The 20365-nt window shown below is 42.9% G+C and carries 25 protein-coding genes, 1 pseudogene and 1 other annotated feature; of the genes and pseudogenes, 5 read left to right on the forward strand and 21 right to left on the reverse strand.

Translation table 11 applies throughout. The features are described 5' to 3' along the window. Positions 1-61: 61 nt before the first annotated feature. From ADM50_RS08340 to ADM50_RS08415, 16 genes are all read right to left on the reverse strand, one after another. The gene (locus ADM50_RS08340) at positions 62-277 is read right to left on the reverse strand and encodes a YozE family protein (RefSeq protein ID WP_001232084.1); all 216 of its coding nucleotides are present in this window, start codon (positions 275-277) and stop codon (positions 62-64) included. Beyond that, positions 274-879: a GrpB family protein gene (locus tag ADM50_RS08345; RefSeq protein WP_049485311.1), complete on the reverse strand. Its 606-nt coding sequence runs from the start codon at positions 877-879 to the stop codon at positions 274-276. The genes ADM50_RS08340 and ADM50_RS08345 overlap by 4 nt, the downstream gene beginning before the upstream one ends. A gap of 11 nt (positions 880-890) precedes the next feature. Continuing rightward, complete coding sequence (cvfB, locus tag ADM50_RS08350) at positions 891-1745, reverse strand: RNA-binding virulence regulatory protein CvfB (RefSeq protein ID WP_049485312.1); 855 nt, start codon at positions 1743-1745, stop codon at positions 891-893. A gap of 59 nt (positions 1746-1804) precedes the next feature. Further along, a complete protein-coding gene (gene frr / locus ADM50_RS08355) occupies positions 1805-2362 on the reverse strand; it encodes a ribosome recycling factor (RefSeq protein ID WP_001262235.1) in 558 nt (185 codons plus the stop codon). 7 nt (positions 2363-2369) lie between these two features. Continuing rightward, on the reverse strand, positions 2370-3107 hold the full coding sequence (gene pyrH, locus ADM50_RS08360; RefSeq protein WP_000002996.1) for a UMP kinase: 738 nt from the start codon (positions 3105-3107) through the stop codon (positions 2370-2372). Between the two features lie 83 nt (positions 3108-3190). Next, positions 3191-4525, reverse strand: coding sequence for a methylenetetrahydrofolate--tRNA-(uracil(54)-C(5))-methyltransferase (FADH(2)-oxidizing) TrmFO (trmFO, locus tag ADM50_RS08365; RefSeq protein ID WP_049485313.1), 1335 nt, complete (start codon positions 4523-4525; stop codon positions 3191-3193). Between the two features lie 133 nt (positions 4526-4658). Beyond that, positions 4659-5537: a 16S rRNA (cytidine(1402)-2'-O)-methyltransferase gene (rsmI, locus tag ADM50_RS08370; RefSeq protein WP_049485314.1), complete on the reverse strand. Its 879-nt coding sequence runs from the start codon at positions 5535-5537 to the stop codon at positions 4659-4661. 2 nt (positions 5538-5539) lie between these two features. Beyond that, positions 5540-5857, reverse strand: coding sequence for a DNA replication initiation control protein YabA (gene yabA, locus ADM50_RS08375; protein ID WP_000358229.1), 318 nt, complete (start codon positions 5855-5857; stop codon positions 5540-5542). A gap of 36 nt (positions 5858-5893) precedes the next feature. Continuing rightward, positions 5894-6784 carry a DNA polymerase III subunit delta' gene (locus ADM50_RS08380; protein ID WP_049485315.1) on the reverse strand — a complete coding sequence of 297 codons (891 nt, stop codon included), beginning with the start codon at positions 6782-6784 and terminating at the stop codon, positions 5894-5896. Beyond that, positions 6781-7419, reverse strand: coding sequence for a dTMP kinase (gene tmk / locus ADM50_RS08385; RefSeq protein ID WP_049485316.1), 639 nt, complete (start codon positions 7417-7419; stop codon positions 6781-6783). Before tmk ends, ADM50_RS08380 begins: the two co-directional genes overlap by 4 nt. A 120-nt stretch (positions 7420-7539) precedes the next feature. Continuing rightward, a complete protein-coding gene (gene proC, locus ADM50_RS08390) occupies positions 7540-8337 on the reverse strand; it encodes a pyrroline-5-carboxylate reductase (protein WP_049485317.1) in 798 nt (265 codons plus the stop codon). Positions 8338-8340: 3 nt separating this feature from the next. Next, positions 8341-9603, reverse strand: coding sequence for a glutamate-5-semialdehyde dehydrogenase (locus tag ADM50_RS08395; protein ID WP_049485318.1), 1263 nt, complete (start codon positions 9601-9603; stop codon positions 8341-8343). Between the two features lie 9 nt (positions 9604-9612). After that, positions 9613-10722 (reverse strand): glutamate 5-kinase, encoded by a 1110-nt coding sequence (gene proB, locus ADM50_RS08400; RefSeq protein WP_049485319.1) that lies wholly within the window; start codon positions 10720-10722, stop codon positions 9613-9615. A 101-nt stretch (positions 10723-10823) separates the two neighbouring features. After that, on the reverse strand, positions 10824-11723 hold the full coding sequence (locus ADM50_RS08405) for an RluA family pseudouridine synthase (protein WP_049485320.1): 900 nt from the start codon (positions 11721-11723) through the stop codon (positions 10824-10826). Beyond that, on the reverse strand, positions 11707-12174 hold the full coding sequence (gene lspA, locus ADM50_RS08410) for a signal peptidase II (protein ID WP_049485321.1): 468 nt from the start codon (positions 12172-12174) through the stop codon (positions 11707-11709). Before lspA ends, ADM50_RS08405 begins: the two co-directional genes overlap by 17 nt. Beyond that, the gene (locus ADM50_RS08415) at positions 12171-13079 is read right to left on the reverse strand and encodes a LysR family transcriptional regulator (protein WP_001025717.1); all 909 of its coding nucleotides are present in this window, start codon (positions 13077-13079) and stop codon (positions 12171-12173) included. The genes lspA and ADM50_RS08415 overlap by 4 nt, the downstream gene beginning before the upstream one ends. On the opposite strand from ADM50_RS08415, the pseudogene ADM50_RS09735 reads away from it, so the two are divergent. After that, positions 13072-13167 (forward strand): annotated as a pseudogene (locus tag ADM50_RS09735) (AraC family transcriptional regulator); the annotation flags it as partial. The gene ADM50_RS08415 and the pseudogene ADM50_RS09735 overlap by 8 nt on opposite strands. Positions 13168-13312: 145 nt before the next feature. On the opposite strand, the gene rpmA reads toward ADM50_RS09735, so the two are convergent. From rpmA to ADM50_RS08435, 4 genes are all read right to left on the reverse strand, one after another. Next, positions 13313-13606, reverse strand: a complete 294-nt coding sequence (gene rpmA / locus ADM50_RS08420; RefSeq protein ID WP_000916509.1) for a 50S ribosomal protein L27 — start codon at positions 13604-13606, stop codon at positions 13313-13315. A 16-nt stretch (positions 13607-13622) separates the two neighbouring features. After that, the gene (locus ADM50_RS08425) at positions 13623-13967 is read right to left on the reverse strand and encodes a ribosomal-processing cysteine protease Prp (protein ID WP_000613704.1); all 345 of its coding nucleotides are present in this window, start codon (positions 13965-13967) and stop codon (positions 13623-13625) included. A 15-nt stretch (positions 13968-13982) separates the two neighbouring features. Further along, positions 13983-14297 carry a 50S ribosomal protein L21 gene (gene rplU / locus ADM50_RS08430; protein WP_000109141.1) on the reverse strand — a complete coding sequence of 105 codons (315 nt, stop codon included), beginning with the start codon at positions 14295-14297 and terminating at the stop codon, positions 13983-13985. A 34-nt stretch (positions 14298-14331) separates the two neighbouring features. Next, positions 14332-14419 (reverse strand) — a sequence feature (ribosomal protein L21 leader region). Between the two features lie 69 nt (positions 14420-14488). Further along, positions 14489-15169: a YoaK family protein gene (locus ADM50_RS08435; protein WP_049485322.1), complete on the reverse strand. Its 681-nt coding sequence runs from the start codon at positions 15167-15169 to the stop codon at positions 14489-14491. Between the two features lie 155 nt (positions 15170-15324). Here ADM50_RS08435 and ADM50_RS08440 point away from each other — a divergent pair, with 155 nt between their 5' ends. After that, on the forward strand, positions 15325-16302 hold the full coding sequence (locus ADM50_RS08440; RefSeq protein ID WP_049485323.1) for a Gfo/Idh/MocA family protein: 978 nt from the start codon (positions 15325-15327) through the stop codon (positions 16300-16302). Continuing rightward, positions 16299-17381 carry a DEAD/DEAH box helicase gene (locus tag ADM50_RS08445; protein WP_000850557.1) on the forward strand — a complete coding sequence of 361 codons (1083 nt, stop codon included), beginning with the start codon at positions 16299-16301 and terminating at the stop codon, positions 17379-17381. Before ADM50_RS08440 ends, ADM50_RS08445 begins: the two co-directional genes overlap by 4 nt. A gap of 24 nt (positions 17382-17405) precedes the next feature. Here ADM50_RS08445 and ADM50_RS08450 read toward each other — a convergent pair whose 3' ends face one another. Continuing rightward, positions 17406-17783, reverse strand: a complete 378-nt coding sequence (locus tag ADM50_RS08450) for a YwiB family protein (protein ID WP_002879912.1) — start codon at positions 17781-17783, stop codon at positions 17406-17408. A gap of 71 nt (positions 17784-17854) precedes the next feature. Here ADM50_RS08450 and ADM50_RS08455 point away from each other — a divergent pair, with 71 nt between their 5' ends. Both ADM50_RS08455 and yidA read left to right on the forward strand, forming a co-directional pair. Continuing rightward, positions 17855-19162: an HD domain-containing protein gene (locus ADM50_RS08455; RefSeq protein WP_001003526.1), complete on the forward strand. Its 1308-nt coding sequence runs from the start codon at positions 17855-17857 to the stop codon at positions 19160-19162. Positions 19163-19171: 9 nt separating this feature from the next. After that, entirely contained in the window at positions 19172-19978 is an 807-nt protein-coding gene (gene yidA, locus ADM50_RS08460) for a sugar-phosphatase (protein ID WP_000023482.1), read from the forward strand. Positions 19979-20365: the final 387 nt, after the last annotated feature.

The following is a 20365-nucleotide window of genomic DNA, read 5'->3' on the forward strand; positions in this document are numbered from 1 at the left end:
CGTTTATTTCTTTTTATTATAGCAAAGAGAACAATAAAATACTAGCCTCATCTCATTGTCTCTAGTGTTCTAAGTATTCTTGCCAGATGGCGTCAAAGTCTCCTAGGTTAAAAGAGAAGCTGGCATGCTCCTCCAAAAAGCGACTCACCTCATCAAAATCATCCGTGTGTTTTGGAAAAGCTGACTCCTCAAAAGCGAGATCTGCCAAGATGGCTTTTGGGCTATTACTTTTAGGATTGCGCTCGGTCATGAGCCAAGTGTAAAATGATTTTCTCAATTCTTTCTCCTATCAAGAGTTTTTTGATGACACTTTTCTGATTCTTGAAAATTACTGGACTTAGCCTCTGAAACGTAGTGGTTTATAAAATCTGTTTTAGCATCTGTATAGGCGTCTCGATTGTGTTCAAATTTTTTCCACAAACTTAGTTTTAATTCCTGATACGCTTGGGCGATATCAGGATGCTGGCAGAGATAATCTCTAAAATAAATCTCGTCATGATCTCCCGTCATTCGCAAATGTAAATGAAAAACTTTCTCAGCAAATCCCTGATCTGTATATCCTTTATTTAGCGAAATCCTGTTAGGACTCTCTGACATCACTAGCCAACCATTCTTCACCAATAAATCCCTAACTCTTGCTAAATCCTCTATTCTACCTACTTCTAACAGAATATCAACGATATTTTTGGCCCAAATATTAGGGATAGCAGTGCTACCGATATGTTCTATTCTTTTAATAACATTTGTACCCAATATTTTTTTCAGACTTGTTTTTTCCGATTCATACCAGTCTTTCCACTCTGACCTGTGCTCTACTAGAAAAATAGGAAAAAGTTGCCAGAGTTCCTCTAAACTCATTTCTTCAAGTTTCTTTGTCATGTCTATAAGACCTAAATCAACTCTGTACCAAACTGGTCTTGCTTGATTTTGCCAGCCTTCATCAAGCCACCGAGTGCTTTCTTGAACTGACCTTTAGAAATGCCAAAGGTTGCCTTGATGTCCTCAGGAGATGACTTATCATTTAAGGTCATGAAACCGCCATTGCTTTCCAAGTAGGTCAAAATCATCTGAGCATCATTTTCCAACATTTCAAAGGAACGTGGTTTGAGGGATAGGTTCAAGGTACGGTCCACTTCACGGAAACCGATGACCCGCGCATCTAACACTTGCCCCAAACGTGGCTCTGCATAACGTTCGCTGGGATGGATAAAACCAAGCATGTTATTCTCTGGTAGGTAAACAAAAGTTCCTGATAGCTTGAGACGGTAAACAATGGCTGGCCAGTTTTGGTTCTGCATGTTGTTGTAAGCAGGACGAGCCAGACGTTGGAAATCTTCTTGATAAGCCAAGAGTCCCCAGATTCGGTCTTTCTTGTCCACTTCAAGGCGGATGTAGAGTTTGTCACCCTTCTTAGGCCAGAGTTCCTTGAACTCAGGGAGGATATCGAGTGACACAACGATTTCCTTGTCAGGTAGACCAGTATCGACAAAGACACCCAAATCCTTACGAACTTCTGTTACGGTTCCCCAACCAAATTGGTCCTGAGTGGCAGTCACTTCTAAGGTTGTCAGGCGGAGTTTTTGATTCATATCCGTGTAGGCGAAACCTTTGACCGTATCCCCTACTGTATGTTGACCTTCTTCCTTAGCAAGAGCATAGGTCTGACCATCCTTTTGCACAAAGTAAAAACGGTCATTTTCATCGATGATGAGTCCAACGATAAAACTTGCAAGATTTGTATTCATATTTCCTTCTTTCGAATAAAACTCAGCCAGCAATGCCAACTGAGTTTTTCTGTTTATTTTTAGACTTCCAAGATTTCTTTTTCTTTATTGGCAGTCATGTCGTCGATGTGTTTCACAGCATCGTCTGTTACTTTTTGAATATCTTTTTCAAGAGTCTTCAATTCGTCTTCAGTGATTTCTTTTGCTTTTTCTTGCTTCTTAGCTTCGTCCATAGCGTCGCGGCGGATGTTGCGGACAGCCACTTTAGCATTTTCACCAACCTTCTTCACTTCTTTAGCAAGGTCACGACGAGTTTCTTCTGTAAGGGCAGGGATAACCAAGCGGATCACAGAACCATCATTAGCTGGTGTGATACCAAGATCAGAAGCGTTCAAGGCACGTTCGATGTCTTTCAATGAAGACTTGTCAAATGGTGTTACCAACAAAACACGCGCTTCTGGAATGGTAATTGAAGCGATTTGGTTAAGAGGAGTTTCGACTCCATAGTATTCTACGTGGATACGGTCTAGCAAGCTCGCGTTGGCACGACCGGCACGGATACCACCAAATTCACGAGCAAGTGATTGGTGAGACTGGGTCATTCTCTCTTTAGCTTTTTCTACAATTGCATTAGCCATAATTTTCTTATTCCTTTTCTTCGATATTGTTTGAAACTGTTGTTCCGATATTTTCACCAAATACGACACGTTTGATGTTGCCTGGTTGATTCATATTGAAGACAACCAAGTCAATGTCGTTGTCCATAGAGAGGGTTGAAGCAGTTGAGTCCATGATACGAAGACCTTTATTGATAACGTCACGGTGGGTCAATTCTTCAAACTTAACGGCAGTTTTGTCTTTCTTAGGATCGGCATTGTAAACACCGTCTACCCCATTTTTAGCCATCAGAATGGCATCCGCTTCGATTTCAGCTGCACGAAGGGCAGCTGTTGTATCTGTTGAGAAGTAAGGTGAACCAATCCCAGCACCAAAGATAACGATGCGGCCTTTTTCAAGATGACGAAGGGCACGTCCACGTACGTACGGCTCTGCCACTTGTTGCATGGCAATGGCAGTTTGCACACGCGTATCGACACCAACTTGCTGCAATGAATCTGCCATCACAAGAGCATTCATCACGGTCCCAAGCATTCCAGTGTAATCGGCCTGAACACGGTCCATTCCTGCTTCTGCAGCAGGTTCTCCACGCCAGAGATTTCCTCCACCAATAACAAGGGCAATTTCGATCCCTAGACTATGAACTTCTTGAATCTCTTTTGCGATTGTTTGAACTGTTTGGATATCAATCCCTACGCCACGTTCACCGGCAAGGGCTTCACCTGATAACTTGATTAAAATACGTTTATACTTGGGATTCGCCATTTTTACTCTCCTTTTTTTATCCTACCTATTTTATCACAATTTCTAAGATTTTTATAGTATCATGAGCAATTCTTTCAAAAAAATTAAACCGTTAAAAATTCCTCTAAGTCGGTAAGAGCACGCTCTGCAATTTTTTCATAACGAGCCTTCTTATCACGGATACGCTCGCCTTCCAATTCCTTGATAATACCGAAGTTGACATTCATGGGCTGGAAGTGTTTGCTGTCCGCATGGGTGATGTAATGCGCTAGACTTCCAATCGCTGTTGTTTCTGGGAAAATAGCCTCGCTGTCTCCTTTAAAGAGACGAGCAGCGTTAATACCCGCAACTAAGCCCGAAGCTGCTGACTCAACATAGCCTTCCACACCCGTCATTTGACCAGCAAAGAAAAGGTTTAGTTGTTTCTTAGAACGATAAGTCTGTTCAAGGAGATTAGGTGAATCCATGTAAGAATTGCGGTGCATGACCCCATAACGGACAAACTCCGCATTTTCAAGACCTGGAATCATTTGGAAGACACGTTTTTGTTCTCCCCATTTGAGGTGGGTCTGGAACCCGACGATATTGTAGAGGCTACCAGCCGCATTGTCCTGACGAAGTTGGACAACTGCATAAGGAGTTTTAAATTCTCCATCACGAGGTCCTGTGTAGTCATCTGGATACTCCAGACCGACTGGTTTCATAGGGCCATAAAGCATGGTTTTAATGCCACGTTTAGCCATGACTTCGATAGGCATACAACCTTCAAAGTACTTTTCTTTTTCAAAGGAATTGAGCGGTGCTTCTTCAGCATTGACCAAGGCTTCATGAAAATCCATAAACTCTTGCTTGGTCATTGGAGCATTGAGGTAGGCCGCCTCTCCCTTGTCATAACGAGACTTGAGATAGACCTTGTTCATATCGATGGTATTAACGTCGATAATCGGCGCCGCCGCGTCATAGAAATAGAAACCATCACCGTCATTAAGGGCATGAATCTTCTCAGCTAGGGCATCACTGGTTAAAGGACCAGTAGCGACAACTGTAATAACATCGGTCGGCAATTCTGTAATTTCATCACGAACCACTTCAATCAAGGGATGATTGGCCACTTTTTCGGTCACCATTTTTGAGAAACCATCACGGTCCACCGCAAGGGCTCCACCAGCAGGAACACGTGTAGCTTCAGCAGATTCCAAAATGACAGAACCCAAGCGACGCATTTCTTCCTTGAGGAGCCCAACAGCATTTGTCAGGGCATCCCCACGTAAGGAATTGGAACAAACCAATTCAGCAAAATTGTCTGTTTTGTGCTGAGGAGTTGACTTGACACCACGCATTTCATAGAGTTTAACTGGAATACCACGTTCTGCGATTTGGTAGGCAGCTTCAGACCCTGCCAAACCTGCTCCGATAACATTGATATAAGATTGAGACACGACACTAATACCTCTTTGGGTGGAAACCAAGTCCAAATAAAAACAAGCTACTAGACTATTTGACACCCACAAATCTTTCTAATTTTTCTTCTACTAGTATAACAAAAAAAGGGAAGAAGGCAAACTTCCCTGTTTAGTCATTTTCTTGATTTTCTTCCCAATCGTGGTAGGCAGCGTAGAGCTGACTTTTATTCCACTGGTAGAGTTTCGCAACTTCCTTTATGGCTTGATTTTTCTTCATTCCTTCTTGGATGCGTGATTGGATATCTGAAAACAAGTCCTCCTCGTCCTTTTCCTCCACATCCTGACTGGCACCTTCAACAATGAGAAGGCATTCACCCTTGAGTGGCGTTTCAGCAATACTTTCTAGTAGCTCTGAAATCTTTCCTCGTTGGTATTCTTCATAGATTTTGGTCAATTCTCTAACCAAGACCACCGAGCGGTCACCGTAGACTTCTAGCATATTTCCCAATGTATCCGCTACACGATGGGGCGATTCATAGAAAATTTGTGTTTCTGGGTAATCTTTTTTTAAGTCGAAAAATTGCTTTTGCTGGCCTGATTTTCTCGGTAAGAAACCGTAAAAGATATGTGGTTGTGGTGCTAAACCACTGGCAATCAAGGCAGAAATTCCTGCAGAGGCACCCGGAACGGTAACAACTGCGATTTCTTCCTCAATAGCTGCCTTGACCAAATCATGCCCAGGGTCCGAGATGCTTGGCAGACCCGCATCGGATACCTGAGCAATACTTTGCCCTGATTTCAAGAAACCAATCAAATCAGGAATTTTTTCCTTGGCATTGTGCTCATGAAAACTGATCTGCTTGGTGGAAATGTCAAAATGCTTGAGCAAAAGGCCTGTATTGCGCGTGTCCTCAGCCGCAATCCAGTCCACTTCTTTCAAGGTCTGAATGGCACGAAAGGTCATGTCATCTAGATTGCCAATCGGGGTTGCTACTAGGTAAAGCTTGCCATAGGGAGATTGTCCCTTAAAACTTTTTTGAATCTGCATGCTTACTCCCTATATAACAACTCATCACAGAACATGCATTCCTCGTCCTGCTCTCGGCGTTGTCCATAAAAATCATTACATACGTGAAAACCGTCCTTATAGATCCGACGGACGCTTTCACGAACATGCTTGGCCTTAACAGGTGTATCTGCCTCCACCTCGCCTAAGCGTTCGCGCAACTTACTATTTTCCAAGCGAAGAGCTGTATTTTCCTCTACCAGGCTCTTGAGATTTTTCTTGATGGCTTCTACATCGGCCAAGGTCACCAATAACTGTTGGGAAAAATCGTCTAGCGCGTCAAATAATTCTTTTTTGTCCATAAACCAGCCCTTTCCTTTCTTTATCCTTCATTGAGTTTATATTTCTTTCAAAACCAGATATTCCATGGCATTTTGAAAGCTGACATTAGCCAGCCACATTTTTCTAGCTCCTAGCAAATTTTGTAAAATCTGTCGTATTCTTGCTTGCAAGAGATCCTGACCACAGAGGACTTCGAGGATTCGCAAAACCTGATCTTGTTTTTCCTTGTCATCTGCCAAGCTGGTTAATTTGGCTACCTGCAAATAACTCTCTTTTTTCTTAGCTACTAACCAAGTCAGCAGGCGCTCACTTTCATCCACCAAGGTCCAAAAACTTGCTTGATTGACCAACTTTTCAGCTTCAGCTCGTGATTGACAGAACTGGGCTAAAAGAGTCGCTTTTTTCTTGACCAGACCTGCTTGTTCTAATTGATGGATGAGCTTTTCTTCTTGCTTTTTAAAGTTAAAAATCTGGGTCCGACTACGGATGGTCGGTAAAATTTTTTCCTCATCACTAGTTAAGAAGAAAATGTAAACTTCACTCTGGGGTTCTTCGATGACCTTGAGCAGAGAGTTAGCTGCGTTGGGATGCATTTTCTCCGCCTGCTCGATAATAAAAACCTGCTGCTGGCTTTCAATCCCTGTTTGGGAAAACTGGCCCACCAATTCCCGAATGCGTTCTGTCTTGATGACCTGATTGACTGGCTTAATCAAGGTAACATCGGGAAATTCTTCCTGTTCAATCAGCTTGCAGTTTCGGCAGTTCTCACATGGTAAAACGCCTACTTTATCCGTACAGAAAAGACTTTTAGCCAAAAATTGCGCCATTTCCAAACTTCCAAAGAAACCTGAAAAGAGATAGGCGTGATTGAGCTGGTCTTGTTCTAGGATACGGACAAAGCGGTCAAACTGGTCTGGTTGCCAAGCCCTTAGTTGATCTTGTTTCATTTTGCCAATCCCATTCTCTCAAACAAGACAGCCTTGGTAACTTCCACAACTTGCTCCAAGGGAAGACTCGCATCAATCTTGACAATGCGATTTCCTTCTTTTTCCAGAAGAGAAAGGTAGCCTTGACGGACTTTTTTGTGCAAGTCCAAACCTTCCAAGTCCAAACGATTGACCTCCCGATCACTATTAGCAGCAATGCGAGCCAGTCCTTCTTCCACCTCAATGTCAAAATAGAGTGTCAAGTCGGGTTTGAGGCCATCTGTCGCAAAGTGATTGAGCCAATCAATGGCATCAATATCCAATCCACGGCCAAATCCCTGATAAGCAACGGAACTATCGATGAAGCGGTCCATAATGACCAACTTACCAGCTTCAAGAGCAGGGAGAACTTTTTCCACCAAGTGCTGTCTGCGACTTGCGATATAGAGAAGGAGCTCTGTTTTAGGATCCATCTGTGTATGACTTGGGTCCAAAATCACTTGACGAATCTTCTCCCCAATCAAGACTCCACCTGGCTCACGGGTCGTCAGCACCTCTACTCCTTTTTCCTCTAAAATTGGGAGTAGAGCCTCTAAAACGCTGGTCTTTCCTGCTCCCTCCGGTCCCTCAAGAGAGACTAAAAATCCTTTTGACATGTCTAACTCATTTCTTTTTTTCTACCTTCTATTCTATCAAAAAAATAGATTTTTGTGACAATCTTTTTGTGTCTTCTCCATTCAATCGACCATAAAAGAGGCTGGGAGTCATCCAACCTCTTATTTACCTAATTCTTGTGTTCGTTTGTAAGCTTGCTGAACTGCGTCCATGACGGTACCTCTAAAGGCATGTTCTTCCAGACTTGCTACACCAGCGATAGTCGAACCACCTGGACTGCAAACTTGGTCTTTCAAAACTCCAGGATGTTGCTGGCTTTCGAGGACCATTTGTCCAGCGCCGACTACTGTTTGGGCTGCCATTTTCAATGCCGTTTCTCTTGGCAATCCCGTCTGAACGCCCGCATCTGCCAAAGCCTCTATAAAAAGATAGACAAAGGCCGGCCCACAGCCTGCAAGACCTGTCGCCGCGTCGATTAAGCCTTCCCCAAGTTCAACCAAGAGTCCAGCCTTGGTTAAAAGCTGACAAAAGAGATCACTGTCCTCAGCCCTGCAATTAGGAGACAAGGCATAACTAATCACTCCTTGACCAATAGAAGCAGGGGTATTTGGCATCATACGAATAATTCGGTGTTGACTTGGGATAAGACTCGCTAGTTTTTCTAAAGTCAATCCAGCTGCCATGGAAATCAAAAGAAGACTCTCTCGTTTTTCAAGAATGGTCTGATATTGAGAAAGCAAGTCTGAGAACTGGGCTGGCTTAACACCTAGAAAAATCATATCTGCTTCTGCGAAGATTTCGTCATTACTAGAAGCTTGACCGCCAAAGTCGGCAATGAAAGCATCCACTTTCGCTTGACTACGATTGGCAAGGAGAATCTCATCTGACGGTCTAGCCTGCAAGACAGCCTTGGCCAAGCTAGCACCCATATTCCCCAAACCGATAAATCCAATCCTCATTTCTTACTCCCTTATCTGTCCGTCACCCGTAACCACATACTTGTAGCTGGTCAACTCTTTTAAGCCCATTGGACCACGCGCATGCAGTTTCTGAGTAGAAATCCCCATTTCACAACCAAGACCAAATTGGCCCCCATCTGTAAAACGAGTTGAGGCATTAACATAGACTGCTGCAGAGTCCACTTGATCTGTAAAGTAAGCTGCAGCCTCAGCATTTTCCGTCACAATGGCGTCCGAATGATGGGTACTGTGGGCTTCAATGTGCGCAACCGCTTCTTCTAAACTGCTCACAACCTTAACCGCTAGGACATAGTCTAAAAACTCAGTGTCAAAGTCTTGAGCCTCAGCTGCTTGACCTGAAACAAACTGACTTGCTTTACTATCCAAGCGGAATTGAATCGGTTCCAGCCCAGCTTCTTCCCGACTTGTAACCAGCACTTTCTCCAAGCGAGGAAGGAAATCTGCTGCCTTGTCTTCATGAACCAGCAAAACTTCCATGGCATTACAAACAGAAGGACGGCTGGTTTTAGCATTGTTGATGATAGACAGAGCCTTATCTTCGTCTGCATCCTTATCTACATAGACATGGACAATCCCAGTTCCTGTCTCAATAACAGGCACGATAGCATTTTCAACCACCGCATTGATCAAGCCAGCCCCTCCACGAGGTATGAGAAGATCTAGATAACCCTTGGCCTTCATCATAGCATAGCTACTTTCACGGCTAGTATCTTCCACCAGTTGAATCACATCTGGATGGATTGTGGTCGTCTCCAAGCCCTTCTTCAAAGCTGTGACAATAGCATGAGCAGTTTGATAGGCATCTTTGCCACTACGAAGAACGACTGCATTTCCACTCTTAAGAGCCAAGGCAGCTGCATCCGACGTCACATTTGGACGGCTTTCATAGATAATTCCGATAACACCCATAGCCACACGTTTCTTGGTAATAAGCAAGCCATTTTCAAGATGACTTGTCTCTAAGACTTCACCAATGGGATCTGGTAAAGCAACCACTTCACGAATCCCTCTTGCCATCGCTTCTATACGTCCCTCATCCAAATAAAGACGGTCTAGCATGACATCTGAGATTTTCCCCTTGGCCGCTGCCATATCGAGAGCATTGGCCTCTAAAATCTCCTCAGTAGCTGCCAATAAATAATCAGCCATGGCTAGCAAGGCTTGGTTTTTCACTACTTCACAAGCAGTATTGATTGATTTCTTAACAGCCTGTACCTGTTCGAATTGTTCTTGTGTACTTACCATCGTTCACCTCTAAAATTCTGTAAAGAGCAGCTGGATTTCAGGAGTGATGGAAATCCAGTCATCACGGTGAATCAAGACTCCCTTAGCTTTTTGAGAACGGAGCATATCTTCTAGGGCTGAGACGCCAAATTGGACACGTCCCTTTCCAAGAGATTGACCTGTTTCTTTATCTGCTACTGTGACAATATCGTGGTAAGAGAAATTTCCTTCCACTTCTACCACGCCTGATAAAAGGAGACTTTTCCCGTTTTTTGAAAGTGCCTCTGCAGCTCCACCATCTACCCAAATCGTTCCCTGACTTTGAGCATAGAAGGCCAGCCATTGTTTCTGGGTACGAAGTCCCTTCTCTTGCGCAACAAAGAAGGAACCATCCCTAGTTTCTTCAGCTGCCTCAATCAAGGCATCAGATTTCAAGGAGGAGCAAATATAGACTGGCACACCTGACTCCGTCGCAATAGTTGCAGCTTTGATTTTTGTCAGCATGCCCCCAGTACCGTTTGACGAACCTGCTCCACCAGCCATATCAATAATCTCACGATTGATAGTCTCGATTTTCTCAAGACGTTTAGCTGTTGGATCTGAGTTGGGATTTCCAGTATAGAGACCGTCCACATCGGTCAAGAGAACTAAAAGGTCTGCTTGAACCATCGCCGCTACCTGGGCACTCAGAGTGTCATTGTCCCCGACCTTGAGCTCATCAATAACGACACTGTCATTCTCGTTGATGATGGGGATTGCACCACGATGAAGCAATACAGACAAGGCCTGGTGGGCATTCTTATAGCGACGCTTATCTACAAAATCATCCTGTGTCAGCAAGATTTGTGCAGAAACGATCTGGCGCATGAGGAGGTTGGTTGTGTATTCCTCCAACAAAAGTCCCTGACCAACTGCAGCCGAAGCTTGTTTATCTGCAATCTTGGTCGGACGTTTTTTAAAACCCAAAGCTCCAAATCCAGCGGCAACTGCCCCAGATGACACTAAAATCAACTCATGTCCAGCTTCATGTAGCATAGCCAATTGCTGGGTAATTGCCTTTACTTTACTCCTTGATAAACTCCCGTCTTCATTTGTCAAGGAGGAAGTCCCTACCTTAAAGACGATTCGTTTGTACTTCATATTCTCACTCCGATTCTTCATATTTATCCATTATAACATGAATACTTTAAAATAGAAAAGACTTGAAATGAAAAAGGTTGAGACAAGGCATCTCAACTCTTTTATCTATTCTCAGTTTTACGCAATCTTTCCAGCGTTTCTTTAAAAATCTCTGGAATATCTGCTGTGAACTCCAAGGTTTCACCTGTTCTCGGATGAGTAAAGCCTAGAGTCTTAGCATGGAGAAATTGCCCATGTCCCTTCAGTGTCTTACGAGGACCATAGACTTCATCACCAGCGACTGGATGGCCAATATAAGCCATATGAACACGGATTTGGTGAGTACGCCCTGTTTCCAGTTGCAACTCTAGCAAACTATAATCTCCAAAGCGTTCCAAGACTTGAAAACGAGTCACTGCTGGCTTCCCTTTAGCAGTCACTGCCTGTTTCTTACGATCTTTTTCACTACGACCAATCGGAGCTTCAATCACACCACGATCATTGGGAAGATTGCCATGAACAATCGCCCAGTATTTGCGGAGAGACTTCTTATCCTTGAGTTCTTGGGCAAGTGCTAAGTGGGCCTCATCATTCTTCGCAATCATGAGGAGACCCGACGTGTCCTTATCAATACGGTGAACGATACCCGGTCGGAGAACACCATTGATACCTGACAAGTCTTTTATATGATACATGAGGGCATTGACCAAGGTTCCACTTGTATGACCGGCGCTCGGATGAACCACCATCCCCTGAGGTTTGTTAACAACGGCCACATCCTCATCTTGGTAGATGATATCTAGCGGAATATCTTCAGTCACATATTCTAAAATCTCCGGTTCTGGCACATGGTAGCTGACGATATCCCCCTCTTGGACAGTGTATTTTGCTTTCTTTACTTGCCCATTAACCAAAACTTGTCCAGCCTTGATTTGTTCATTCGCGAGACTGCGTGACAATTCTGTCAGGTCCGACAGAGCCTTGTCTAGACGTTGCCCACCAGTTTCAATTTTTATTTCCATTTACTTCCTCTTTAAGCATTGCAATCAATAGAATAATCACACCAACTGTCAAATAGCTGTCAGCAACATTGAAAATCGCAAAGTTGATAAAGTCTAGGTGAAACATATCCACCACAAAACCTTGACTCATTCTGTCGATAAAGTTTCCCAGACCTCCAGCGATTATCAAGGTCAGTCCAAAAACCAACCAGAGAGAATCCTCCATGTGTTTATGTAGATACCAAATGGCACCTACCATGACGACCAGTGTAATGACAGCAAATAACCACTGCTGATCTTGCAGCATGGAGAAGGCTGCCCCACGATTTTGCAGATAGGTCAAGCTAACGAGATTGGGGATCCACGAACGAACTTCACCCAGTGGAATCTGCTGGACAACATAATTTTTGACCAACTGATCCAGCCCAATCAAAAGCAGTACAATGACTGCTACTATTCCTCTTTTTTTCATGATTTCCTCTTTTGATCAAAATATTCTTGCATAACCTCAACGAAAAGAGTCCCAGCTTGGCTAAGCTCCACCTCTTCCCGTTTGACGTAGACCATGCGATTATCTAGATTATCCTTGAGACGAATGACTGTGATGCCATTAACACTGTCACTATCTAAAAATCCAGATCCAGTCGCATAGGCATCTGTCCGCTCCAAAATACCATTCAAAGTAGCACGGTCGGTCACATTGAACATCTGCGAGCTCGCGCTGGTGTCGACAAAGTTCTCTGAATAGTATAGATACTCATCCTTTTCCTGAGTAAACCGAACCGTTGGTAAATCCGCTAGGTCCTCCATGACCAATTCCTCTTTCTGTGCTAAAGGATGCCCTTCACGAAGATAAATGTGAGTCTGGAAAGGAATTAGTTCAATAACTTCTAAACCAAGCTTTTCAACCCGTTGCATGATGCCCTTTTTATTTTGATTGTTGAGGTAGATAATCCCAATCTCACTATGTCCTTGAGCCACTTCGTCTAAAATTTGAACTGTGGTAGACTCAAAAATACGAAAGTTCTTGTAGTCAGGATAACGTTCCGAAAAGGCCGTAATCGTTGGTGGCAAGAAGTCATAGTGCTGGCTGGCAATGGAAAATTCATCCTTTTCTTCCTCAGGATTGGCATATTGATTTTGAAAAACATCAAATCCTTTGACCAATTCCTGCGCTTTCTCATAAAATTCCATACCACGACGGGTCAAAAAAGTCCCCGAACTCGTCCGACGGAAAATCTTAAAACCCAGCTCTTTTTCCAAATCGCGCACAGAAATAGACAGACTTGGCTGACTAACATACATCTTTTCAGCAGCTTCACGGAAAGTACCACTATTGGCAATGGCCACAACATAGCGTAATTGTTGAATGTTCATCTTTTACCCCCAACTTCTCTATCTGTTCATTATACCATATTTCAGAACTTTTCCAAAAAAGAAAAAAGTGTCCATCGCAAGTTTAAATCTAACTATTCTCTATTAAATTCAAAATGTGTATCAAAACAAAAAAATAGGCTCTCCGAAAACTCGGAAAGCCTTATTTTATGCTACTTCTAGCTTCCTCGCCTTTTCATTTCAAGGCTCGGGATAAAAAGGTTCACTGGACCTTTTTATTTAGCGATTGGGTAAACAGAAACTTGTTTTTTATCGCGACCTTTACGTTCAAAGCGTACTACGCCTTCAACTTTAGCGAACAAAGTATCGTCTCCACCACGTCCAACGTTTACACCTGGATAGATGTGTGTACCACGTTGACGGTAAAGGATTGATCCACCTGTTACAGTTTGTCCGTCAGCTGCTTTAGCTCCAAGACGTTTTGCTTGTGAATCGCGTCCGTTTGATGTAGAACCTCCACCTTTTTTGTGGGCGAAAAGTTGCAAGTTGTTAAGAGTCATTTTTAACATAATGTTTTCCTCCGTGTTAGTTTTCTGTGATAACTCTGGTTTGGACGAACTCAGAAGAGTTCTCCGATAAGTTTGCCATACCTAAGAAAAATGATTCGAAGAATAACTGCGTCATTTCTCTCTGGTGTGAAGGAAGATCCGCTGGTATATCAACCTTTAGATAGCCACCTTCATCTTCGTTTAATTCTAAGATTGGTTCGTAGCCTGCAAATTTCTCAATGGAATTGACAAAGTTAATGGCAAGCGTAGAAACCGATGCACACACGACATCTAAGCCGTATTCGCCACTTTCGGCGTGTCCAGTAATTTCCGCACTCCTCAGCTCGCCATCTTCGGCTCTCTCAAAGACTGCTTGTATCATGTGTTCTCCTTAAAATTAAGCGTTGATCGCGTTGATGACAACTTTTGTATATGGTTGACGGTGACCTTGTTTACGGTGACTACCTTTTTTAGGTTTGTACTTGTAAGTAACAACTTTCTTTTGTTTTCCTTGTTTTTCAACAGTTCCAACTACAGTAGCTCCAGCAACAAGTGGAGTTCCGACAACAGTGTTTTCACCACCAACAAGAACAACTTCGTTAAAAGTAACTTCTTGACCAGCTTCAACGTTCAATTTTTCAACGTAAACTGCTTGACCAACTTCAACTTTAACTTGTTTTCCGCCAGTTTTGATAATTGCGTATGTGCTCATTATGCACCTCCTATGATTTTTAGGGTTTCCCCGTGTTTTTGTGAAGACTCGCCTAGCATCGTGGGACGAACCACTTTATACTCACTATGTGAGCAACGATGTTCGTGCGGTTGCACAGGATTGTGCATAGTCAACTCTTCAAGTATAGCATATCTTCTTTTTTCTTACAAGTAAAATCAATCAAATTTAAGCTATTTCTCTCCTTTTTTTCTCCAAGAAGCAAAAAGCATACTGAAGTAGAAGATACTCATCATAAGAGGAACACCTAGAATTGTCTTCTCCTGATAGTAAATCGTCAAATAAGCTGAAAAAACAACTCCGAAGACAAAACTACTAAGTAAGCTAACAAAAATCAAGCCCTCTCGTAGGAAAGGCGTATGCTTGGTCCGGAAATAATCTCCAAAAGCCAACATGGTACGTTTGATATTCCCTGTCATAAAAGCATTATTATAGGCAATCCCTGACACTTCTCCAAAGGCTGTTGTCACCAGTCCCATACAAAAGGATAAGGGCGGTACGAGATAGATATTATCAACCGTTTGTGGCACAAAACCTATAATTAGGGACAGGACTGCAAGAGGAATCAAGGACAAAATCGGCTTTTTAACAATTCGAAGTTTTTCCTTATACAATGTCAGAAAAAAGACACCCATCATAAAGGACAACAAGGTCATTACTTTAGCACTGGCATCCGATACATTTTGTTGAATGAGTCCTACAGAGAGAAAAACAACATTCCCGGTTTGTCCAGCCACTAGGGTATTCCCTCGCACGATAAAGGTATAGGCATCGACATATCCTGCACAAAAGGTCAAAAAAAGCGCTAGTCTTTTAGACTGACGAGATATTTTTCTTATTGGTAATAATCTCATTTTCTCTCCCTTCTCATTTCATCTACTTATCTAAATATTGTACCACTTTCTCCAAGAAATTCGTAGCCCATTTGAAAATTTTTACCATCTGTTGGATAGTCCTTCTTTTCTATGTTATAATGAAGGAAGGATTTGAAGTCGGAAAAGGAGTATTTATGCTTAAATTAGGTGTTATCGGAACAGGGGCTATCAGCCATCATTTCATAGAAGCAGCCCATGCTAGCGGAGAATACCAGCTGGTTGCAGTCTATTCTAGAAAACTAGAAACTGCCGCAACCTTTGCTTCTCGCTATGAAAATATCCAACTCTTTGATCAATTAGAAGACTTGTTTAAGTCTTCCTTTGATGTGGTCTATATCGCCAGTCCAAACTCCTTGCATTTTGTTCAAGCCAAGGCTGCCTTGTCTACTGGTAAGCACGTCATTCTTGAAAAGCCAGCTGTCACTCAGCCACAAGAGTGGCTAGATTTGAGGCAAACAGCTGAGAAAAATCACTGTTTTATCTTTGAGGCAGCACGAAACTACCACGAGGAAGCCTTTACCACTATCAAGAATTTTTTGGCAGACAAGCAAATTTGGGGAGCAGATTTCAACTATGCCAAGTATTCTTCCAAGATGCCTGACTTATTGGCTGGGCAGACGCCAAATGTTTTTTCAGATCGTTTTGCTGGTGGAGCACTTATGGACTTGGGGATTTATCCCCTCTACGCTACCATTCGCCTCTTTGGAAAGGCTCAAGACGCAACTTACCATGCTCAACAGCTTGACAATAGCATTGACTTAAATGGTGATGGTATCCTCTTCTACCCAGAATTTCAAGTTCATATCAAGGCTGGGAAAAACATCACTTCCAATCTTCCTTGTGAGATTTACATAGCAGATGGAACCTTGACCCTTAACACGATTGAGCATGTCCGCTCAGCTATTTTTACTAACCACCAAGGAAATCAAGTTCAGCTTCCTATCCAACAGGTTCCTCATACGATGACTGAGGAAGTCGCTGCATTCGCACAGATGATTCAGCAACCAGACCAGACGCTTTACCAGAACTGGCTGGATGATGCAGGTTCTGTTCATGATTTACTCTATACCATGCGCCAGACTGCTGGCATTAGATTTGAGGCAGAAAAATGAAAACCAAACTACCTACTGAATGGCAAGAACTGAGCGACCAACTCGGTTTCCAAGACTTCACTCCCATTCAGACTCAACTTTTTGAACCTATAACAGAAGGGGAAAATATTCTTGGAGTCAGTCCCACTGGTACAGGGAAGACTTTAGCCTATCTCCTACCTAGTCTTCTCAAACTGCAAAAGAAAAAAGCCCAACAACTCTTGATCCTAGCACCAAATACAGAACTAGCTGGACAGATTTTTGAAGTCACTAAAACTTGGGGTGAGGCCACTGGCTTAACTGCTCAGCTATTTCTATCAGGTTCGAGCCAAAAACGCCAAATTGAGCGTCTGAAAAAGGGACCAGAAATTCTGATTGGAACACCTGGCCGTATCTTTGAGTTGATTAAATTGAAAAAAATCAAGATGATGAATGTGGAAACCATCATCCTGGATGAATTTGATCAATTGCTCGATGATTCTCAAATTCACTTTGTCGAGAAAATCACCCACTACGCACCTCGTGACCACCAACTCATCTACATGAGTGCGACGACCAAGTTTGACCAAAAAAAGATTGCACCAAACACGCGCACCATTGATCTCTCAGATCAAAAACTGGACAACATCCAACACTTCTACATGCAGGTAGACCAACGTCACCGAGTAGACATGCTACGAAAGCTGGCTCATGTTGAGGATTTCCGCGGACTAGTTTTCTTTAATAGCCTATCAGATCTTGGAAGTGCAGAAGAAAAATTACAGTATCGTGATGTCTTGGCTGTCTCCCTCGCTAGTGATGTCAATGTTAAATTTCGAAAAGTCATATTAGAAAAATTTAAGAACAAACAGCTAACCCTGCTCCTTGCAACTGACCTTTTGGCACGTGGAATTGATATCGATAGTCTAGAATGTGTCGTAAACTTCGACGTCCCTAGAGATATGGAAACCTATACCCACCGTGCTGGCCGTACAGGTCGCATGGGCAAAGAGGGCTATGTTATCACTCTCGTAACCCATCCTGAAGAACTGAAAAAACTCAAGAAATTCGCAAGTGTTCGTGAAATTGTCCTAAAAAATCAAGAACTCTATATCAAATAAGGTTGGCATTCGCCAACCTTTTTCTTATCCCCAAGTAATTTCTAATTGATAGCTGGCAAAGGGGTGTCCCTCTTGGTTTTGCAGTTGATAGGCGAGTTCAATCTTTTGCCCATCCAGTTGATAACGATTCGTTTGAATGATAAATTCCTGCATCCCCATTGGAGTCGGAATATAGGCTAAACTATCACTATCCTTTAGAAATCTCATAATAGTCTTCGGATTGGAAAAACGGGTCATCACCAGTTCTTGACCATGAAACTTGAGAACCACTTTTTCTTTTTCCTCATTATAAAAAAGCAGATAGCTATAATCCCCTTTTTCACACACTTCCACGTCATAAAGCTGGTCAATCACTTCCAACTGTTCATCAAACTGAATCGTATTTCGCATCCGAATCTTCACATCAAATCCTCTTTCTTGTCTCTTGTCCTACTATTTTACCAAAAAGAGCAGGATTTTGCTATAATGGTCATATGAATGAAAAAGTATTCCGTGACCCAGTTCACAACTACATCCATGTAAACAATCAGGTCATCTATGACTTGATCAATACAAAAGAATTTCAACGTCTTCGCCGTATCAAACAACTAGGGACTTCCAGCTATACTTTCCATGGTGGGGAGCACAGTCGCTTTTCCCACTGTTTGGGGGTCTATGAGATTGCACGACGCATCACAGAGATTTTTGAAGAAAAATATCCTGAAGAATGGGACCCTGCTGAGTCTCTCTTGACTATGACCGCTGCACTCCTTCATGACCTCGGGCATGGTGCCTACTCTCATACTTTTGAAAATCTCTTTGATACAGATCATGAGGCCATTACCCAGGAAATCATCCAAAGTCCTGAGACAGAGATTCACCAAGTCCTGCTACAAGTAGCGCCCGATTTTCCGGAAAAGGTAGCCAGTGTCATTGACCATACCTACCCTAACAAACAGGTCGTACAGCTCATTTCTAGTCAGATTGATGCAGACCGCATGGACTATCTCTTGCGCGACTCCTATTTTACAGGAGCATCTTATGGGGAATTTGACCTGACTCGCATCCTTCGAGTCATTCGTCCAGTCGAAAATGGTATCGCCTTTCAGCGCAATGGCATGCACGCCATCGAAGACTATGTTCTCAGTCGCTACCAGATGTATATGCAGGTTTATTTCCACCCAGCAACACGGGCCATGGAGGTTCTCCTACAAAATCTCCTCAAACGCGCCAAGGAACTCTATCCTGAAGACAAGGACTTCTTTGCACGCACTTCTCCACATTTGCTACCTTTTTTTGAAAAGAAAGTTACTCTATCTGACTATCTGGCACTTGATGACGGCGTGATGAATACCTACTTCCAACTCTGGATGACCAGTCCTGACAAGATACTAGCCGACTTGTCACAACGTTTTGTCAACCGCAAGGTCTTTAAATCCATTACTTTTTCAGAAAAAGACCAAGACCAACTCGCAACCATGAGACAGCTGGTTGAAGAAATCGGCTTTGATCCAGACTACTATACTGCTATTCATAAGAACTTTGACCTCCCTTATGATATCTATCGTCCCGAATCTGAAAATCCACGGACACAGATTGAGATTCTACAGAAAAATGGTGAACTGGCAGAACTCTCTAGCCTGTCTCCTATCGTCCAATCTCTTGCTGGCAGCCGCCACGGAGACAATCGTTTCTATTTTCCAAAAGAAATGTTGGACCAAAACAGCATCTTCGCAAGCGTTACCCAGCAATTTTTACACTTGATTGAGAACGATCATTTTACCCCAAATAAGAACGAATAGAGGAAATTTATGAGTATTAAACTAATCGCCGTCGATATCGATGGTACCCTGGTTAACAGTAAAAAGGAAATCACTCCGGAAGTCTTTTCTGCCATCCAAGATGCCAAAGAAGCTGGTGTCAAAGTCGTAATTGCAACGGGTCGTCCTATCGCAGGTGTTGCCAAACTTCTGGACGACTTGCAATTGAGAGACGAGGGTGACTATGTCGTAACCTTCAATGGTGCCCTTGTTCAAGAAACTGCTACTGCCCATGAGATTATCAGCGAATCCTTGACCTATGAGGATTATCTGGATATGGAATTTCTCAGTCGCAAGCTCGGTGTCCACATGCACGCTATTACCAAGGACGGTATCTATACTGCCAATCGCAATATCGGAAAGTACACGGTGCACGAATCAACCCTCGTCAGCATGCCCATCTTCTACCGCACCCCTGAAGAAATGGCTGACAAGGAAATCGTCAAGTGTATGTTTATCGATGAACCGGAAATTCTCGATGCTGCGATTGAAAAGATACCAGCAGAATTTTACGAGCGCTACTCCATCAACAAATCTGCTCCTTTCTACCTCGAACTCCTTAAAAAGAATATAGACAAGGGTTCAGCTATTACCCATCTAGCTGAAAAACTCGGATTGACCAAAGATGAAACCATGGCGATCGGTGACGAAGAGAATGACCGCGCCATGCTGGAAGTCGTTGGCAACCCCGTTGTCATGGAAAATGGAAATCCAGAACTCAAAAAAATCGCCAAATACATTACCAAAACAAATGATGAATCTGGCGTTGCTCATGCTATTCGAACGTGGGTATTGTAAAAAGGCAAGAATAGACGAAAACCGCTCAGGAGAGCGGTTTTTCATATCTAATTACTGCCCCCTGCAGGAATCGATAAATAGGAAAAATCTTATTTTAAGGCTTTTCCTATTTAAAGGACGAAATTTGTCCTTTCTCGAGCTTAGCTTTTCTTCAACCCACTACAGTTGACAAAGAGCCCTTTATTCTATATTCATTGAGTGAAAATTATTCCTGAGTATTTATCATACACTATCTACACTTTTTACACCACGACTGCACTCTAATAGTACCACCACCCATATTTCTATAACCAAAATCACTTAACGGTTTCTCAATTCCACAATTTGGACATATCCTAGTCGGTTCACTTCCATTATAACCACTAGATTGAATAATAACTTCTTGAT

The organism is Streptococcus oralis, assembly GCF_001075675.1.
Taxonomy (GTDB): domain Bacteria; phylum Bacillota; class Bacilli; order Lactobacillales; family Streptococcaceae; genus Streptococcus; species Streptococcus oralis_V.

Coding starts and splice junctions, on each gene's coding strand:
- ADM50_RS08345 (WP_049485311.1), bottom strand. CDS start 879: ATGACAAAGAAACTTGAAGAAATGAGTTTAGAGGAACTCTGGCAACTT.
- cvfB (WP_049485312.1), bottom strand. CDS start 1,745: ATGAATACAAATCTTGCAAGTTTTATCGTTGGACTCATCATCGATGAA.
- frr (WP_001262235.1), bottom strand. CDS start 2,362: ATGGCTAATGCAATTGTAGAAAAAGCTAAAGAGAGAATGACCCAGTCT.
- pyrH (WP_000002996.1), bottom strand. CDS start 3,107: ATGGCGAATCCCAAGTATAAACGTATTTTAATCAAGTTATCAGGTGAA.
- rsmI (WP_049485314.1), bottom strand. CDS start 5,537: ATGCAGATTCAAAAAAGTTTTAAGGGACAATCTCCCTATGGCAAGCTT.
- yabA (WP_000358229.1), bottom strand. CDS start 5,857: ATGGACAAAAAAGAATTATTTGACGCGCTAGACGATTTTTCCCAACAG.
- ADM50_RS08380 (WP_049485315.1), bottom strand. CDS start 6,784: ATGAAACAAGATCAACTAAGGGCTTGGCAACCAGACCAGTTTGACCGC.
- tmk (WP_049485316.1), bottom strand. CDS start 7,419: ATGTCAAAAGGATTTTTAGTCTCTCTTGAGGGACCGGAGGGAGCAGGA.
- proC (WP_049485317.1), bottom strand. CDS start 8,337: ATGAGGATTGGATTTATCGGTTTGGGGAATATGGGTGCTAGCTTGGCC.
- ADM50_RS08395 (WP_049485318.1), bottom strand. CDS start 9,603: ATGGTAAGTACACAAGAACAATTCGAACAGGTACAGGCTGTTAAGAAA.
- proB (WP_049485319.1), bottom strand. CDS start 10,722: ATGAAGTACAAACGAATCGTCTTTAAGGTAGGGACTTCCTCCTTGACA.
- ADM50_RS08405 (WP_049485320.1), bottom strand. CDS start 11,723: ATGGAAATAAAAATTGAAACTGGTGGGCAACGTCTAGACAAGGCTCTG.
- lspA (WP_049485321.1), bottom strand. CDS start 12,174: ATGAAAAAAAGAGGAATAGTAGCAGTCATTGTACTGCTTTTGATTGGG.
- ADM50_RS08415 (WP_001025717.1), bottom strand. CDS start 13,079: ATGAACATTCAACAATTACGCTATGTTGTGGCCATTGCCAATAGTGGT.
- rpmA (WP_000916509.1), bottom strand. CDS start 13,606: ATGTTAAAAATGACTCTTAACAACTTGCAACTTTTCGCCCACAAAAAA.
- ADM50_RS08425 (WP_000613704.1), bottom strand. CDS start 13,967: ATGATACAAGCAGTCTTTGAGAGAGCCGAAGATGGCGAGCTGAGGAGT.
- rplU (WP_000109141.1), bottom strand. CDS start 14,297: ATGAGCACATACGCAATTATCAAAACTGGCGGAAAACAAGTTAAAGTT.
- ADM50_RS08435 (WP_049485322.1), bottom strand. CDS start 15,169: ATGAGATTATTACCAATAAGAAAAATATCTCGTCAGTCTAAAAGACTA.
- ADM50_RS08440 (WP_049485323.1), top strand. CDS start 15,325: ATGCTTAAATTAGGTGTTATCGGAACAGGGGCTATCAGCCATCATTTC.
- ADM50_RS08445 (WP_000850557.1), top strand. CDS start 16,299: ATGAAAACCAAACTACCTACTGAATGGCAAGAACTGAGCGACCAACTC.
- ADM50_RS08455 (WP_001003526.1), top strand. CDS start 17,855: ATGAATGAAAAAGTATTCCGTGACCCAGTTCACAACTACATCCATGTA.
- yidA (WP_000023482.1), top strand. CDS start 19,172: ATGAGTATTAAACTAATCGCCGTCGATATCGATGGTACCCTGGTTAAC.